The 16,074-nt window shown below is 34.4% G+C and carries 14 protein-coding genes; 8 read left to right on the top strand and 6 right to left on the bottom strand.

What is annotated here, in order from left to right:
* Positions 1 to 7 precede the first annotated feature (7 nt).
* The 3 genes from AC1EUY_RS13095 (at position 8) to AC1EUY_RS13085 (ending at position 4,570) form a co-directional block, all read left to right on the top strand.
* Entirely contained in the window at positions 8 to 1,813 is a 1,806-nt protein-coding gene (locus tag AC1EUY_RS13095; RefSeq protein ID WP_480195995.1) for a hypothetical protein, read from the top strand.
* Positions 1,814 to 1,840: 27 nt separating this feature from the next.
* Positions 1,841 to 3,643 carry a hypothetical protein gene (locus AC1EUY_RS13090; RefSeq protein WP_480195994.1) on the top strand — a complete coding sequence of 601 codons (1,803 nt, stop codon included), beginning with the start codon at positions 1,841 to 1,843 and terminating at the stop codon, positions 3,641 to 3,643.
* 108 nt (positions 3,644 to 3,751) lie between these two features.
* The gene (locus tag AC1EUY_RS13085; RefSeq protein WP_480195993.1) at positions 3,752 to 4,570 is read left to right on the top strand and encodes a glycerophosphodiester phosphodiesterase family protein; all 819 of its coding nucleotides are present in this window, start codon (positions 3,752 to 3,754) and stop codon (positions 4,568 to 4,570) included.
* Positions 4,571 to 4,573: 3 nt separating this feature from the next.
* On the opposite strand, the gene AC1EUY_RS13080 is transcribed toward AC1EUY_RS13085, so the two are convergent.
* From AC1EUY_RS13080 to AC1EUY_RS13055, 6 genes are read right to left on the bottom strand one after another with little or no spacing between them, the layout of a single operon-like run.
* Entirely contained in the window at positions 4,574 to 5,641 is a 1,068-nt protein-coding gene (locus AC1EUY_RS13080; RefSeq protein WP_480195992.1) for an alkaline phosphatase, read from the bottom strand.
* A gap of 51 nt (positions 5,642 to 5,692) precedes the next feature.
* Complete coding sequence (locus tag AC1EUY_RS13075; RefSeq protein WP_480195991.1) at positions 5,693 to 7,459, bottom strand: hypothetical protein; 1,767 nt, start codon at positions 7,457 to 7,459, stop codon at positions 5,693 to 5,695.
* Between the two features lie 10 nt (positions 7,460 to 7,469).
* The gene (locus tag AC1EUY_RS13070) at positions 7,470 to 8,696 is read right to left on the bottom strand and encodes a DUF4249 domain-containing protein (RefSeq protein ID WP_480195990.1); all 1,227 of its coding nucleotides are present in this window, start codon (positions 8,694 to 8,696) and stop codon (positions 7,470 to 7,472) included.
* Position 8,697: 1 nt separating this feature from the next.
* The gene (locus tag AC1EUY_RS13065; protein ID WP_480195989.1) at positions 8,698 to 11,490 is read right to left on the bottom strand and encodes a carboxypeptidase-like regulatory domain-containing protein; all 2,793 of its coding nucleotides are present in this window, start codon (positions 11,488 to 11,490) and stop codon (positions 8,698 to 8,700) included.
* A 42-nt stretch (positions 11,491 to 11,532) separates the two neighbouring features.
* The gene (locus AC1EUY_RS13060) at positions 11,533 to 12,249 is read right to left on the bottom strand and encodes a hypothetical protein (protein ID WP_480195988.1); all 717 of its coding nucleotides are present in this window, start codon (positions 12,247 to 12,249) and stop codon (positions 11,533 to 11,535) included.
* A gap of 2 nt (positions 12,250 to 12,251) precedes the next feature.
* Positions 12,252 to 12,491 carry a Gfo/Idh/MocA family oxidoreductase gene (locus AC1EUY_RS13055; RefSeq protein ID WP_480195987.1) on the bottom strand — a complete coding sequence of 80 codons (240 nt, stop codon included), beginning with the start codon at positions 12,489 to 12,491 and terminating at the stop codon, positions 12,252 to 12,254.
* Positions 12,492 to 12,787: 296 nt separating this feature from the next.
* On the opposite strand from AC1EUY_RS13055, the gene AC1EUY_RS13050 reads away from it, so the two are divergent.
* The 5 genes from AC1EUY_RS13050 (at position 12,788) to AC1EUY_RS13030 (ending at position 15,956) form a co-directional block, all read left to right on the top strand.
* Positions 12,788 to 13,300 (top strand): hypothetical protein, encoded by a 513-nt coding sequence (locus AC1EUY_RS13050; protein WP_480195986.1) that lies wholly within the window; start codon positions 12,788 to 12,790, stop codon positions 13,298 to 13,300.
* Positions 13,275 to 13,991, top strand: coding sequence for a hypothetical protein (locus AC1EUY_RS13045; RefSeq protein WP_480195985.1), 717 nt, complete (start codon positions 13,275 to 13,277; stop codon positions 13,989 to 13,991). Before AC1EUY_RS13050 ends, AC1EUY_RS13045 begins: the two co-directional genes overlap by 26 nt.
* On the top strand, positions 13,969 to 15,093 hold the full coding sequence (locus AC1EUY_RS13040; RefSeq protein WP_480195984.1) for a hypothetical protein: 1,125 nt from the start codon (positions 13,969 to 13,971) through the stop codon (positions 15,091 to 15,093). The genes AC1EUY_RS13045 and AC1EUY_RS13040 overlap by 23 nt, the downstream gene beginning before the upstream one ends.
* Before the next feature lie 131 nt (positions 15,094 to 15,224).
* A complete protein-coding gene (locus tag AC1EUY_RS13035) occupies positions 15,225 to 15,746 on the top strand; it encodes a hypothetical protein (protein ID WP_480195983.1) in 522 nt (173 codons plus the stop codon).
* A gap of 42 nt (positions 15,747 to 15,788) precedes the next feature.
* Positions 15,789 to 15,956: a hypothetical protein gene (locus AC1EUY_RS13030; RefSeq protein WP_480195982.1), complete on the top strand. Its 168-nt coding sequence runs from the start codon at positions 15,789 to 15,791 to the stop codon at positions 15,954 to 15,956.
* The last annotated feature ends 118 nt before the right edge of the window (positions 15,957 to 16,074 follow it).

Raw genomic sequence — 16,074 nt, 5'->3', positions numbered from 1 at the left:
CATAGATATGAAAAGAATAATTTTAAGAATGGTAACTATTTTTATTATAGGCTTTGTATACTCATCTTGCTCTAAAGATAATGCTCTGAGTCCTTCTGTACCCGATGAAGAAATTTTAGAAACCAATCTAGAACTTGGATTTGTTCAAACCGTAAATGGCAATTACGATATAGGGCAACAAGTAGTATTAGAAGCTTTTAAGATAAAAAACACCTCAACAACTAAAATAAATATCGTTGAGGTTAAGGCTAAAGTAAAAGATTTTGAAAGTGGCACTTTAATTAATACTTCAGAGGTATTATCTGAAAACTTTGAAATCGGTATTGGAAGTGAGTCCCAAATTAATTCACAATCTATTTATACGATACCAAGTGATTTAGAAAAGAAGTCGTATGGCGTTTATATTAACGTAAAGTTTTTAGATGGTACAGCAAAAGAGTTTTATAAAACCTTTTTTAGGGTTTCCGATTCAGAAACATTACTAACCTATAAAATTGATAAAGAAGATTATCAAAGTCTACCAATATTTAAACTAAAAGGAGGGTTAAGCGCAGAATATGCTATACAAAAATCGGCAGCATCTTTTGTTTCGGGTATTTCCCATTCATGGACAAACCCCATAGAAATTATAGCTTCTACTCCAGATTTTGTAGAGCGATCACTTAATAAAACCATTGATTTTTATAATGAAAATTTAGGGAATGTAACGCACATCGAAACCGTTATTATTTCAACTGGAATACCAGGTGTACAGTATTTAGCAAAAAATATGAAAGCTGTGGTACTGCCATTACATTATTTAGTGGCATCGGGTACCATTAAGGAGGCGCAAACTATTTTAGAATATGCCAACAATACGGGATATTCTGTCTACGGAACCATTGGGCATGATTTTTCGATTACCAATACCCAAAGTGTAGGTTGGATAAAATTACTGGAACTGCCAGAGCAATATAAAAAGTTTATCAATGACCATCAGGTAAAAAATGTTATTCTATTAGGTCATACCGGAACAAATGACGGGGAAACCCTAGCACAAAAAGTAACGGATACAAGAGGTAAATATGATGCTGGTTCCTTATATTTAATGCGTTTTTCGGGAGATGCATCAGATGGTTACTTAAAGCAAATATTAAGTGATTACAATACAACCAGATTATCACCTGTTACTAAGGTGGCAGATTGGGAAGCAGGCATAATTTCAGAGCAAATAGATAATTTTGGTAATGTACTTAAATCAGAAACGGGAGTTACGGTAACTACAGTTACTGCAAATGATGGTGTACATTTATGGAATTTAGGTACCTATACAGCCTTGGCATTAGCAAAAAAGAATGAATCTATTTTTGAAGTTGGTGGGCCAGCTATAAGGGGTATTTCTACAAATCAATATTTATTAGGAAATCCTGGTTATGAAAACTATATTAGATATATACCGTTTTTATATTTTGCAGCATTCTCAGCTGAATTTCAATATGACAATTGGCTGAGTACCAGAATAAAATATGCAATTAACGCATATTTTCCAGATATTGTATTTGAAGATTTAACATTTTGGACAAACGATGCTTCTATGGATGCTTTGTTAAAATCAAAAGGACTAACCGTTAGATCAAGTAACTATCAGGAAGGACAAGTTTGGAATCTGAGTAATGGTGTAAATAGCTTAACAGAAGTAAGAGCAGATGATTTACTAAAAACTACTACACCATCAGCATTTAAAAGCTGGAACGAAAGTTTGCAGTATTTAGATTTAATTGATTTAGAAGATATTTCTATAAGGTTTCCAGAAATTAAAGTAGATACCAAATAACTAAAACAACATTTGAAGATGAGAATAATGAAGTCTATAACATTACTGTTTGCTTTGATATTTCTAGGTTTAGGATGTAAGAACCAAAAGTTAGGAGATAGTGAAAGACAAGGAAAACTCCCGCTAAAAATAGATGTAATTTTTAGTAAAGGAGCATATAATGCCAGAGAAACCTTAAACGCTCAAGTAATCGCTAAAAATTTAGACAAGAAAGCAAAGATAGAATCGTTAAGCCTAAGAATAGTGAATATTTCAGATGGATCAAGTTCCTTATCTAAAGAATTAAGCAATGATTGGGGTAACAAAAGTAAATTTTCGAAGAGCCTTGAAATAGACTTACCGCGACATTTTAATAAAGGAGCTTACGGTGTTTATATCACTAAAAAAGAAAAAGGTTATAAGCCAGATGAAACCTACCAAACCTTTTTTAGAATAATAGGTGAAGATGAGCTTACGGTTTTTGATATTGAAACTGAAAAGATTAACGATGTTTCTGTTTTCAAGCTGGATGGTGGTATGAGTGCTGAATATATTGTGGAAAAATCGGCCGAAAATCTAACATCTGGAATCTCACATTCTTGGAAAGTAAACGCACCTGGCTCGGGCCCAAATCATGTTTTGGCAACACCTAATTATTTAGAAAATTCAGTCAATAAAACAGTAGATTTTTATAACGAAACATTTGGAGATGGTTCTGAAATAGAAACCGTTTTAATATCTACAGGTTTTCCTTCTATCCCTTATATATCGAATGCTTTAAAAGCTCCAGTGCTACCTATGCACTATTTGGTCAGCGTTAATACAGTTAAAGAAATTCAAACCATTTTAAAAACTGCAAATGACAATGGTATTGCATCTTATGCAACGCTAAGCCATGATCCATCTGTTCCTTACGCGGTGTCATGGATAAAGTTACTCGAATTACCCGAAGTATATAAAAATTTCATTAAACAGCATAAAGTAAAAAATGTAGTTGTACTGGGTGCTACAGGAACTAGTGGAGGTGAAACCAAAGCAAAACAGTTATTATACAACGATACAATAAAAGGTGAATATTCCAATAGAAGTATTTACATCATGTATCCCGGAACCTCGCCAGATGATGTAAAAACCTTAAATGAAAAGATTGTTGATTTAAATGACTTTAGGCAACAAGATAGTTTTATAAGAATAGCCGACTGGGAAAGCGGCATTAACCAAAAACAACTGAATAATTTTAGAAATAATGCTAAAAGCATTGATCAGTCGATTACAGTTACAACAATAACGGCTGAAGATTTAGGCAGGTTGTATGCCTTAGGAGGATATAGTACTCTCGCATTAATGCAAAAAAATAAAGGGAAATTTAATAGTGTAGAAGGCGTAATTTTCAACCCGTACTTAATAGCGCATCCAACAATTGAGCTTAAAAAAGGATTTGTGCCATTATTGTATTGGCAACTGGTTGGTGCGAAATATACAGTTTATAATTTTGAGAACGATTTATTCAAAGCGATTGAACATTTTTATCCCAAAACAAATGCTAAAGCACTAAAATTGTGGTTAAATTCAACCCGCAATTTCGGAGACAAATGGTCAGCAAATAATTTAAAGAAAGAACTCACCAAAAAAGAATATACTAATTTTATTGAAAACAATTATGAAGTGGATGAAGTTTGGGACTTATCGGACGAGTTTGATTCGCCAAGTGAGTTGTTATATGAAGAAGTAAAGAACAGTTATGGCTTTAAAAGTCTAAAGAATTGGAATGATTCATTAACTCCATTAACAATTAAGGATATTGAAGAATTGTCAAAAATATTTGGTGGATTTAAGGTGGAAACGAAATAGCATATGAAAAAGATAATTTTAATTTGCAGTCTGGTTTCCCTTTTCGCCTGTAAAAAATCTGAAACTTCTAAAGTTAAACACCTCACGCTCGAAGATCGCAAAGAGTTATTGAATAATCCCAATAATTCTTATGTCATGGTGGCTGCTCATAGAGGAGATTGGCGAAATTATCCAGAAAATTCTATAAAAGCTATAGAAAGTGCTATCGATATGGGTGCAGATATTGTAGAAATTGATGTGCAGCGTACTAAGGATAGTGTCTTTATTTTAATGCATGATACAACCTTAGATAGAACTACAAATACTACAGGAAAAGTTTCCGAAAAAACGTTTAAAGAGCTTAGCGATGTTAAGTTAAGACACGGGCATGGAGGATATAGCGAAGAATCTATTCCTACTTTGAAAGAGGCCTTAGTTTTGATTAAAGGCAAGGTGTTAATTGATTTGGACAAGGCTTATAAATATATTGATGAAATTGTGCCTTTGCTGAGAGAAACAGGCACCCTAACACAAGCCCTATTTCCGGGTTCAGCTAACGTGTCGGATTTAAGCTATCCCTTATTAGAAAATCCAGATGAGGTGATATACAATCCTGTGATATCAGAGCACGTAGAGGGTTATAAAGAAAAAATTAAAGCCTTTGAAAGCTCAAAAGCCAATCCCAAAATATATGAGCTCATATTAACCAAAAATTGCACAGAATGTTACGACTTAATGAAAATGGTCAGAACGAATAATGATCATGTTTGGATAAACAGTATTTACGGATACTTATCTGATAATCACTGGGACGATAGAGCTTTGAAAAATCCTGATGCCAATTGGGGCTTTTTAATAGAAAAGGGAGCTACGATAATACAAACGGATAGACCCGATAAATTAATTAACTACCTTAAAGAGAAAGGTCTTAGGAATTACGAGAATTAATTCCTACCAATTTGTCACTTTCATGATTTTATGAAAGATGTCATTATTTTCGTAAATACCAGAAAAGCTATCAGCTCCTGGTCCGTACGCTAAAACAGGAATTAAAGTCGCTGAATGTCCATTAGTAGAAAAAGAACCTTCTATTTTATTGTAATTTCCATTAGTTGAAGCTAAGGTATAACCACCTGTTTCGTGGTCTGCGGTTACAATAACCAGTGTGTTCCCATCCTTTTCAGCAAAATCTAAGGCTTTGCCAATTGCTGCATCAAAATCAAGCACTTCTTGAATGATATAGTTAGAATCATTATTGTGGCCGCCCCAATCAATTTGAGAGCCTTCCACCATGTAGAAAAACCCCTTTTCATTTTGGGACAAATAGTCTAATCCCAGTTGCGTAGCATTAGACAAGAAAGTTCCTCTACCTTCGCTCATTTTAGGCATTGCATTATTGGCAAGTAAAAATCCAAATTTATGCTGTAAATTAAAGCTAGAAGGTTTCTTTAGAGCTACAGTATCCAATACAAACCCCTGTTTCTTTAAAATAGCACCATAATTAACACCATCTTTTCTTTTAAAGAAAAAATCTTTGCCACCACCAGCAAAAAAGTCTACAGAAGAATAAGGTAATTGAGTAGCAATTTCTTCTTGCATGCCCCTTGACTTTACATGGGCATAGAAAGATGCAGGTGTAGCATGGGTGATAGACGAAGTACATATAACGCCGATAGATATCCCAGAGTCAGAAACAAATTCTGGAATTAGTTTTGTAGCGAGGGTGTCACTATTTACCCCAATCGCACCATTATAAGTTTTTACTCCTGCGGAAAAAGCAGTTGCACCAGCGGCCGAATCCGTTATTAAGTGGCTTTTAGAGGATGTTTTTATTAATCCAACATGTTTAAATCTTTTAAAATTAGGAGTTGATGTTCCAAAGTAAAAACTACTGGAAATTTGTGACAGTCCCATGCCATCACCAATTAAAAGGATCACATTTTTTGGTTTATTAGACCTCTCTAATGTAGTCTCATTATTCTTTTGAATAGCGCAACCGAATAATAAGAATAGGAGCAATAAAAATTTTAATTGATTCATTATTAATAGAAATTAAATGTTGCTTTGTTTTTACCTCACGATTATTACTTTTTTTACGGAAACCGGTTTTCCATCATTTGTAAACCCTTCCAAAACGATTTCAAAACAGCCTGTAATATCGGATGTAAAAAAGTTTATGGTGTATTTCTCGTTCTCAATTTTTAATTTAGGCTGCCAAAGCAGTTGGTATCTAAAATCGGGTTCGCGAGCTTCACTAGCTTTTAAAGGACTTTTATATGTCTGTTGAAAATAATGTTTTTCATCCAAAGGTTTAAGCAATGGTAGTTTGTATACATATGAATTGTTTATAGATTCGTGATAATTACCATCAATAGTCTCAATTTGAACAATACCATTAAAAACCTGCGGACCATAAAAATAAGCACGTCTTATTACATGTATGGTTTTGATTTTTTTGGCGTTGAAGTCCACAAAATCATTATGGTGCAAAACCATCATTCCGTCAACTATTAATAACGCTGGAAACCCTTCACTTAGCAAGGATGCATTTTCAGGGATGACCTTAAACTCATAGGTATCGTTTTTATTTTTTACCACTGAAACTTTTTCAATTAACTCTACAAAAGTTTCTTTAATTGTTGGGAAACGGGTGTAATCATCTAAATGATATGTCTGTTTGTCTTTGTTTGAAAAAGGGTAGGTATAGGTTGGGCTAACCAATGTATCTGGCCGTACACTAAAATACCCATTGTTTATTTGGTTAAAGACACTGCGCTCCAAAATGGCATCTTTCATATCTGGTGTTATCCTGAATTTATCAAAAACTAAATTGTCGTAGTTTATAGGTGGTGTTTTCTTCAATTGTACCCTATAAGCATCTGGATTTTCAATGACTTGTACATAGGCGTCATTGCCGTCATAAGCATTATCCAAGGCAAAAACAAAATTTCCAAGGGCATCCGTAGTTGCAATTTTAAGTGCAAATTGTTCTCCTGGAATTGAGATAGCCACTTTTTTGTTAGTTACAGGAACCAAGGAGTTTTTGGCCGTAATCTTTCCATACAGTAGTTCGCCACGAAGCTCTGAGAGCAGTAGATTACTGTTTTCTAAATGAATTCTCCCACTCGTATTTTTAATTGACGTAGCAGAAGGAAGTAAAGCATACTTTAAGGCATCTTTTTTTCGTACTGAAAGCGAGTAGTTCCCCACAATGGAAGTTCCTTTTTGGTTTTGGAGGTTTAATGTTACCTGTTCACGTTGGGTATACGTATCCTTTTTTGTATTAATAACAAGGATATTATCTGGTACGTTGCTTTTAAGACGTTTTGTATTTAAGCATGGTAAACTAGTAGAAGTAGATATTATAGTATCATGGGTATTACCATTCAATATTCTTTTTTGGTTGCCTTGGTATGGGTTGATAATGGTAATATCACTCTGGGAGAAAACATCGATATCTTGATCTTGCATCCATCGGGTATAGGCCAGTAATTTATAATTCCCTGATGGTACAGAGGTAGGAATAAAATAATCGCCTTGACCGAGCCCCTTGTCTAATCTAATTTTATGTTTAAAAATGGTATTTAAATCTTCACCTACCAGTTCTACGTAGGCTATTTTACTTAACTCACTTGGTTGTTTTTCATTTAAGTTAATACAATACAATGTGTAGTATAGGTATTCTCCAGCGAATAAGAGCGTTGTGTTTTGATGTACAAAAATAGACTCTTTAAAATTAGTGCCTTCTTTTGTATTGTTTTGAAAAGTTTGTCCAAATGATAAATATGTGCTCAATAGCAATAAAATAAATAGTATGTTGTGGTATGTTTTTTTCATATGTTCATTGTTAGTCTACCCAAAAATCTGGTTTTATATTGCTCCCCTGTAAGGTACAATCGCTACACTCTACGGGAACAAATGTATAATTGTAAACCACGCCTAACACAGGTGGGCAAAGAGTGCATATTTCTCTAATGTAATACCTTAGTTCTCCTTCTTTAAGAATGTCAATAATTTGTTGGTGTTTAAATTCAACAATTTCTAACTCTGGAAAGCAATCCCTCGGATTTAATATTGGTATATCGCTAGTCTCAAAAAAGTCTAGAAAACTTACAAAAACCCGTTTTGAAACGACATTGGATATCTCGAACAGCCCCAAGACTTTTTTGTTTGGGTTGTTGGCCAGTATATTGCCCCCGATAAAACCAGGCTGTACCTCGGAGAACAGGCTTTCGGAACTTGAAATATCTTGAAGCCTTTGGTAAAATTCCCTAGTAGCGGTAGACTGCACTCTTTGGCTTACCAAGATACTATAGCGGTGTCTCAAAATGGGGTTTTCCTTATTGATGAACCGTATAGGGAAATGCTCAACTATACTACCGTCCAAATTATCGGAATCCACGGTCATAATACTGTTGGATATATTTGAGTTCCAGCAGATACGGTCTTGCTCTTGCTTGTCCACCAATTCGGTTAAAGGCGGGGTTTCCGAGATAATAATCACCTCCTGGTTCGATGGCCTTCGGGATCTTATCTCGTAAGTTTCCTCAAAATCATAACGGTAGGATACATTATCTTCACCAGGCGTATTGCTGTTGGCGGTGATGGCCAACCCATCCTCTCCATTATCGTTAAGCGTGCGCTCTACATTCAGTTCCAGCTCTGAAGGCGCACTAAGGGTAGCTTCTTGGGAAACATAACTGGTTCCGTCCGCAGTGTTTATGTTCAGTACGTACGTTGTGTTGGCCTGTGGCTGAAAGGGAACCTCGGATAAGTAAACGCCCTGTGATGTTTCCTGAAAATTAATCTGCTGCCCTTCAGCGGCAATGCATATAGTAGCCCCAGATTCTGCCTTGGCCATATCTTCTTCCAACCTAAAGGTTCGGGTCAAGACAATTTGGTGCTGCTTTAATTCACTGGTAATGCCAGCTTCAACAACCAAGATATCAGAAAAGCTCTGTGTGCCGGCTTCAAAAGGTTCTACACAGCCATTTATTATAGTAATAACAAACAGAGATACCAGATAAAACTGATATTTTAGGGATATTATGGGGTTTGTATGTGATTTAATCATATTAAAATTTTATATTATAGGTAATGGACGGAACTGGTACCGAAAAAATGGAACTCTGTTTTGCCCTTATTTCTCCGTTTTCTGTTACAAAAAATACAGAGAACGGATTATTTCTGCCCAAAAGATTATAAACCGAAATGGTTAAAAAACTATGTGCCAGCTTTTTCTTTTTATGGTTGCCCTCTATGTTCAAGCCAAAGTCCATTCGATAAAAATCAGGTATCCTAAATTGGTTACGTTCACTAAAGACCACAAAGTTGGAACCATCGAACGTAAAATTGCCTACAGGAAAGGTCACAGGCCTTCCTGTTTGGTATACAAAGTTGGTAGACAGGCTAAAACGTTTAGTGATTTTGTAGTTGGCCACCAGACTGATATCATGGGGCTTATCAAAGTTAGAGGGGAAAAAGTCTCCGTTATTTATTTGTTCATCGTTTAGTTCACTATCTAATTTTAGGAACGACCGTGAATAGGTGTAGCCCAACCAACCATTAAGCTTTCCTTTATTTTTTTTAAATAAAAATTCTATACCATAGGCCTTCCCATCACCTTGTAATATTTCCCGTTCTATGTTTTGGTTGAGCAAGAGTTGTGCCCCGGTTTTAAAGTCAAGAATGTTCTCCGAGGTTTTGTAAAATCCTTCTACACTCAGTTCATAGACATTATCCTTAAAGTTTTTAAACAGTCCTAAAGCATATTGGTTGGATTGCTGGGGCGCTATGTTTAAATCGGACAGTTTCCAGGTATCAATAGGAGATGCTGTGGTGTTATTAGACAAGCGATGTATGTATTGATAAGCACTATTAAACCCTGCTTTTATAGAAAAATCTTCAGTAAACAGGTAGCGCACGGCCATCCTAAACTCTGGGTTGGCAAAAGTTTTAATAGTCTCGTTGTTCTTAAATTCCAAGGTTTCGGTAATGGTTTCCGCACGCCTTGGTACTCTGGCTTCATACACAAATTGGGTACTTGGCCCTAAAGCATTAAATATAGAGAATCTGGCTCCAAAGTCTAAGGACAATTGTTTATTTGGCTTAAAGGATGAGGATATAAATAGTGCCGATTCTAAAGCTTTTTCGCTAGGAATATCAAGTGGTTGCACGGTAGAAACTTCTCCTTTTGGTCTTAAATTACCGGGGTTTATGTTATACAATTTGGTAGAGAGCCCATAATCGAATGACCATTTTTGGTTCACATAGCAATCGAATTTTAAGTTTAGCTCTGTTTCCTTTATGGTATAGCCCAACTCAAAATTACCATTACCATCCCCTTCAAAATCAATGTTAAAATTGTATTGGCTGTGTGCCAATGTGGCCCTCAAATTATTTTTGTCGTTAATTCGGTGATTCCAATTAAGGGCTAGTAGTTTGTTTTCATAAACATAGAGCGAATCTGATGTAATACTGAAATCATCTCTACTATCATAAGCGGTAATCTTGAGTTGGTTATTATCATTTATCTTATGGTTGTACGATGCTGTTACATCGTAAAAAGAGGCTTCACTATCTTTTAGGTTCTCATTGTCCAAAGCTCTTAAAATCCAATTGGCATAAGCACCACGCCCTGCAAGAGTTAGAGCCGATTTGCTTTTCACCACAGGGATTCCTAAAGCAATATTACCTGTTACAGGACCTATAGAGGCTTCCCCGGAAAATTTTTCGGTATTGCCATTTTTGGTCTTTAAATCGAATACTGAGGACAATCTACCTCCGTATTCAGCAGGAATGCTCCCTTTGTAAATGTCAACATCGCCCAGTGTAAAGGGGTTTAATGCAGAAAAGATACCAAAGAAATGTTGGGGATTGTACAGTACGGCATTGTCAAAGAGTATCAAGTTTTGGTCGGTCTTACCACCCCTTACATTAAATCCTGACGACCCTTCTCCAGCTGTGGATATACCTGGTAAACTGGTTGCTACTTTTAGTACATCCCTTTCACCCAAGACCAAAGGAATGTTTTTAGACTCCTCAACATCAATCTGTTCTTTGCCCGAAAGTGTCTCGTTGATATTCTTTTTTGCATCGGCGCTAACAACAACTTCATCAAGAGACTCTATGGCATTGTCAAGATTAAAATCCAAGGCGCCATTGTTATAGATAATGATGTTTTTGGTTACGTTTCGGACTTCTAAAGACCGTATTTCAATGGTATTGAATCCTGCGTTCAAATCTATTTTGTAAAACCCATTGTTATCGGTATAGGTACCTTTTTTGCCATTGTTGACCACTAAAGCGATATTGGGTAATGCCTCTCCAGTTTCGCTATCTTTTATAACCCCTGAAAGGGTAAAACGTTTAGAGGTATTATTTTTATTGGCTTTCCCTATCCTGATGGTTTCCGTTCTTTGCTGTTTTCTGGTATCTGATGCAACAGTGGTCTGTGTAAAAACAGGGGCTACATTGGTTTCTTCTTTGGGTTTTCCGAAAAAGGATTCGGGGAGTTCGTTATAGACCAAAGTGTTTTGGAGTAGCACAATTTTATTTCCCTTTAGAATATGAAAATTAATGACCGAATTTTTGAAGATAACTTCTAATATTTCAGAAACTGGAACCTTATTGTAGGAACCTGAAATCAACTCTTGGCCTAACCACGCTTCGTGATAGTAAAAACGGTAATCAGTCAGCTTTTCAATCTCATGTAAAACGTTTTCTTGGGTTTGGTTTTCAAAGGACAAGCTAATAGTTTTCACGCCTTTTTGTGCCGTTGCCAAATAGCCAGTAAAAACGATTAGAATGGTAAGTGTGTTGATTTTTATGTTCATTTTAAAAGAAATAGATGCTTTTGGTGTCTCCATTATATATAATGCTTGGTATTGACTTTTATAACTAATCATCCATTAGAGACTAGCAATTTTTGGATATACTTGTTCCAATATCTTTTTAAAGTAGTTGCCCTTGTTTATCTTACGGATGGATTTAAAAGTAATTGCGTACGATTTGATGTCTTTTTTTAGCTCTGGAAATAGTTTTATAAGGTCTTTTTCTGTTTTAAGCGAGTGGTAGATACCCTTATATAGCGTGGCATGCTTTGTTCCATCAATAAATTCAGAGATGTACTTATTGTTTTCCTTGATTTCCCGTTGCTTTTTGGTATGTTTTTCTAGAAGTTGGAATACTGGGTTTTCTATTAAAACTTCATAGAAACCAGTTGTTATTTCGTTTTCATCGGCTAGGGTATCTACATTGATGAATTTCCTATTGTTGATGGTAAACTGTTTTACTTTTTCCTTTATTAGTTGAAACTCATTTTCGGTATACTTTCCTTTTAAATGAATAAGGACTTCATCGTCAAGCACATTATATTTTATAGGGATGTTGTAATAAGGTTGGCCGTCATATATAATAGAACCATTTGTGAAATCAGGCGTATCTAAAAAGACGTGCTGTCCTTTTTTTGTCTTGTATTGCTTTACGTAGTTTATACCATTGGCAAGCCCTGTATGTTCTAAGCCAATAGTTTGATCGAACCTTATATAACTTTCCTTTTTTTGTGCATTTACAAATGATGTTATGAGTAACAGAATTATAGTAAGGTATTTAAAACTCTCTTTCATGGTTATGGCTTTAATTGTTGAAAATAGGACGCATAATGTTGTACATGGCAAACTCCTATGATTTTACCAATCTCTTTTGTGAGTTTTAAAACACCTCTACATTCTTGCTCTGAAGGGGAAATAGGTTTTTCTAGAAGTATACCATAATCCATTTTAAGGGTTTTCATACATAGTGCGCAATGTAAATCATCAGGAGTAGTTATAATAATAACATCTGCAAAATTTGGGTTGTTCAAAAACATGCTCCCAAGTAACAAATCTATATTTATCTGTAATATTATGCTTTTCTTCTAGACAAATTTGATGCATACGATATGCGGATTAACTTTAATTTTAAATGTACATAATCTTTAAGCTATTGAGGTTTGATTTTTTGTCTAAAAAGTATATTATATAACCAGAAATGTGGGGGTATCTGAAATAACAACTTTTTTATTGCGAGTTGTTCGATTAGATGATTAGGTTTACTTAAATGACTGAAAATTAAACTGGTTTCTAGGTGATATTGGTCAAATTGCGCTTATACTTTAATTTCAAAATGAGTTATAGATTTATTAGCTATGTCTTAGTTGTACTTGCAGCTTTGTATGGATGTAAATCCTCAAGTTTTATAAACAACAAGAATCATTTAGCAAAGCATTTGATTATTTTCAAAGACTCTTCTAATGCTGTTTTAAAGTCTGGGGATTCACTACTTATAAAATTTAGGTTCCCAATTGAAAAGGACTCGATAAAGTATCGATTAAAAGTAGTAGGCAATAGTATATACCCAGAACCTTTTCACCATCGAGGAGAAGGTAATTTTCAGAAATTTTCATATCAAATAGAAGATTATCTTGATAGCACTGATACCTTTAAAAATGAAGAGTATACGTTGTTGGTTGAAGTAGATTCTGCATTAGAAAGAAACTTATTCTACAGAATTGAGAAAGATAATTCTCAATGGTTTTTTTCAGTTCCGATTAAACCAATTGAAAGAAATATTAATGGGAAAAATACAATAGAGGCCATATTAAGTTTTTATTTTGAAAAACCTGAAAGACATATATGACTTAACAGATTCTACTGCTGTAATTTCATACAATATTAAGGATGAAGATTTAGAAAAGTGGACTATCCTTAAAAAAGAAATAAAATGTCCAAAGAATACTTCCAGTATCATGCTAAATATTAGAGCTAAAGATTTTCATGGGAAGTTAAAACTTGGTAACCCGAAATTTTATCCAATTAATAATGCTTCTAATAATAAAATTACTCCTTTTAAAAAGGCAACAGATAATAAAAACTGGGTTGCTGAAAATTTTTCTTCTAAAGAATGGCCCAGGTTTAAAATAAAATTAAACAATCAATTAGTTTACGAAAGAAGAAAATTTGATAGGGCGTCAGAAATAAGTTGGTTCAAATTTAAAATCCCATCAAACTTTAAAAATGATAATAGTATTACAATAAAAAATATTCGAAATGGTATTCCGAATTATTATCCTATAAAAATTGATCAAGTAGAATTAATCACTGAAAGTAAGCGAGCGTTTGAAGTAGTTTATGTGCCAAAATTAGTAGAAGAGAAAAAGAAATTTTCGATCCTTATAAGAACTAATAAATCTAATGTTCAGTTAGAAAGCTCAGCAACTAAAAAAATAATTCCAGAGAACAATCAGATTAAATTTAAGGAGCCGGGTTTATATCTTTTGAGTTTTAAAGCAATATCGTCAGGAACTAATGAATCTATTATTATTGGGTAACGGCTTTCGGAAGGAAAAGCATATCATCAATCAAATATTAGTTCAGAAACAGGATACAATATTGTTATCAACAAGTGACGATGTTTATATTGAGAGAGAAAAAGAAACATATGAAGATTACTTACAATGGCTTTTCAGTTCTGAAACTTCTAATGCTTATGTTTTTAGGCCAAATCATTATGGGACTGTAAGTGTACATGCCGATAAAAAACTATATAGATGGCTAAACAGTTTCTTGGATCAAATGCAAACTCCATTTGCATTGATGGCCGATGGCCGCACAATTCCTGCTAAAGAAATTAATCTGGATGTAAGTTTGTTTGAAAGCGATTATTTTAAAGGAAGACAGGCTCATGAAGATGATGGTACTTTTTATTATTGGGGAGCGTCAAAAGCAGTTGGGTTATACACCGATATAGCCTCCAAGTTTAGAACAAAGGGAAGTGTTTTTCCTAAAACTCGTTTGCCTTTCGATAAAAAATCTAATCAGAGATTTCAATTTTTCAATCCATATCAGGGCTTTAATATGGAAGATGGAGCGGGTTATTTCGTAAAAAATTTAAAGAATGCAAAAGGTGAAAGTACGCGTCATTCAGGCCCTTCAACATTGTTCAGGTATTTATATGAAGCTGGTTACGATTGGCTAGGTGCTGAGTTTATGTATGGTGCAGATGAAGTGACCATGGCATCATTGCGCGGAGCATCTAGGGTTTATGGAAAAACACAGTTTGGAACTCATCATGCAACTCAATGGAGTTCACAACCTTTTAATACTCCTGAGCATGCAGATAGACTTTTTTTGTCTTTAGCTACCGCATATATGCAGGGAGCAGCACACATTAATACTGAAGAGGGCTTATGGGCAACAGAATTTGGGTTTGATAGATTTTCAGAATCTGGAAAAAGACATATAAATGCGCAGCAGCGTATGACGAAATTTATTAAAACTCATGACAGATCTGGGGTTATAGTACCAACGGTAGCTATTATACAGGGAAGAAATGATGCGTGGTCTAATTTCTCTTTCACGAATAAGAACCTTTGGGGCAAGATGGTCAAGAATGGGATTTCAATAAGGCTGAAGGAAGCTACAAGTTGCTAAACATTTTTTATCCATGAAGCCAGTTAAACCCCATTTATTGTGTTCCTTGTGATAGAAAACCAAAAGGATGGTTTAGCGGCACACCTTATGGTCCGATAGATTTAATTCCGATCGAATCCTCTCAAAGTATTATGAATGAATATCAAGCAATCATTTTTGCCGGATGGAATAACTTTAAAAAAGAAGATTTTGAAAAACTATTAAAATTCGTAAAACAAGGAGGTACGTTGTTATTATCTAGGGCGCATATCAATATAAATTTAAATCATGATCAACCAAGTAAATTGCCAATAGCCCAAACTACCTTAGATGATTTGTTGGGAAGGGATTATCATAATCATTCAGAAAAAAAATATCGAGAAGTAGGAAAAGGAAAAGTAATCTATTTCTCAGATAACTTATATCCCGCTGATGAAAAGATCAATTCCCAATATAAACAAGAGATGAATAACATAATTCAAAATGTACTTTCATTAGAGCAAAATAAAGGTTGGATTAAAAGTAATGATAATGTGTCTTTTGTAGCATATGATATTCCTGAAAAAAATGCTCGAAAAATACATCTTTTAAATATAGATTGGTGGTCTAATGAGAGTTTTCATAAAGTCGAATTGCTATTAGAAAATTCTAAACACCTTCTTGATATCAGATAACAAAAAATAGAATCCATTTTTATTAAGAATAACATGGCAATAATGCCTTTTAGTCAAAATACCGATATCTTAGATGTAGAAGAAGAAAATGGAAAAATGAAAGTAAAGCTTCAAACAACTGAGTCTGATGAGATACAAATTTTCTTTACAAATAATAAGAGAAAATCAGTTAAGATAAAAACTGCCGGGCTATATGAAATAGTTATTTAGATTAAAATGTATACCAATAAGAGTAATTTTTAGACTTCATTATCATTAAGATTATTGATTTTGCGTCTTGAATAAAAGCAAAATAATAATGATTACTCTTTCCTCTTTTGACTATGTT

It is taken from the genome of Maritimimonas sp. 2210JD6-3, from assembly GCF_056591795.1.
This window is presented reverse-complemented; position numbering and strand designations above follow the sequence as displayed.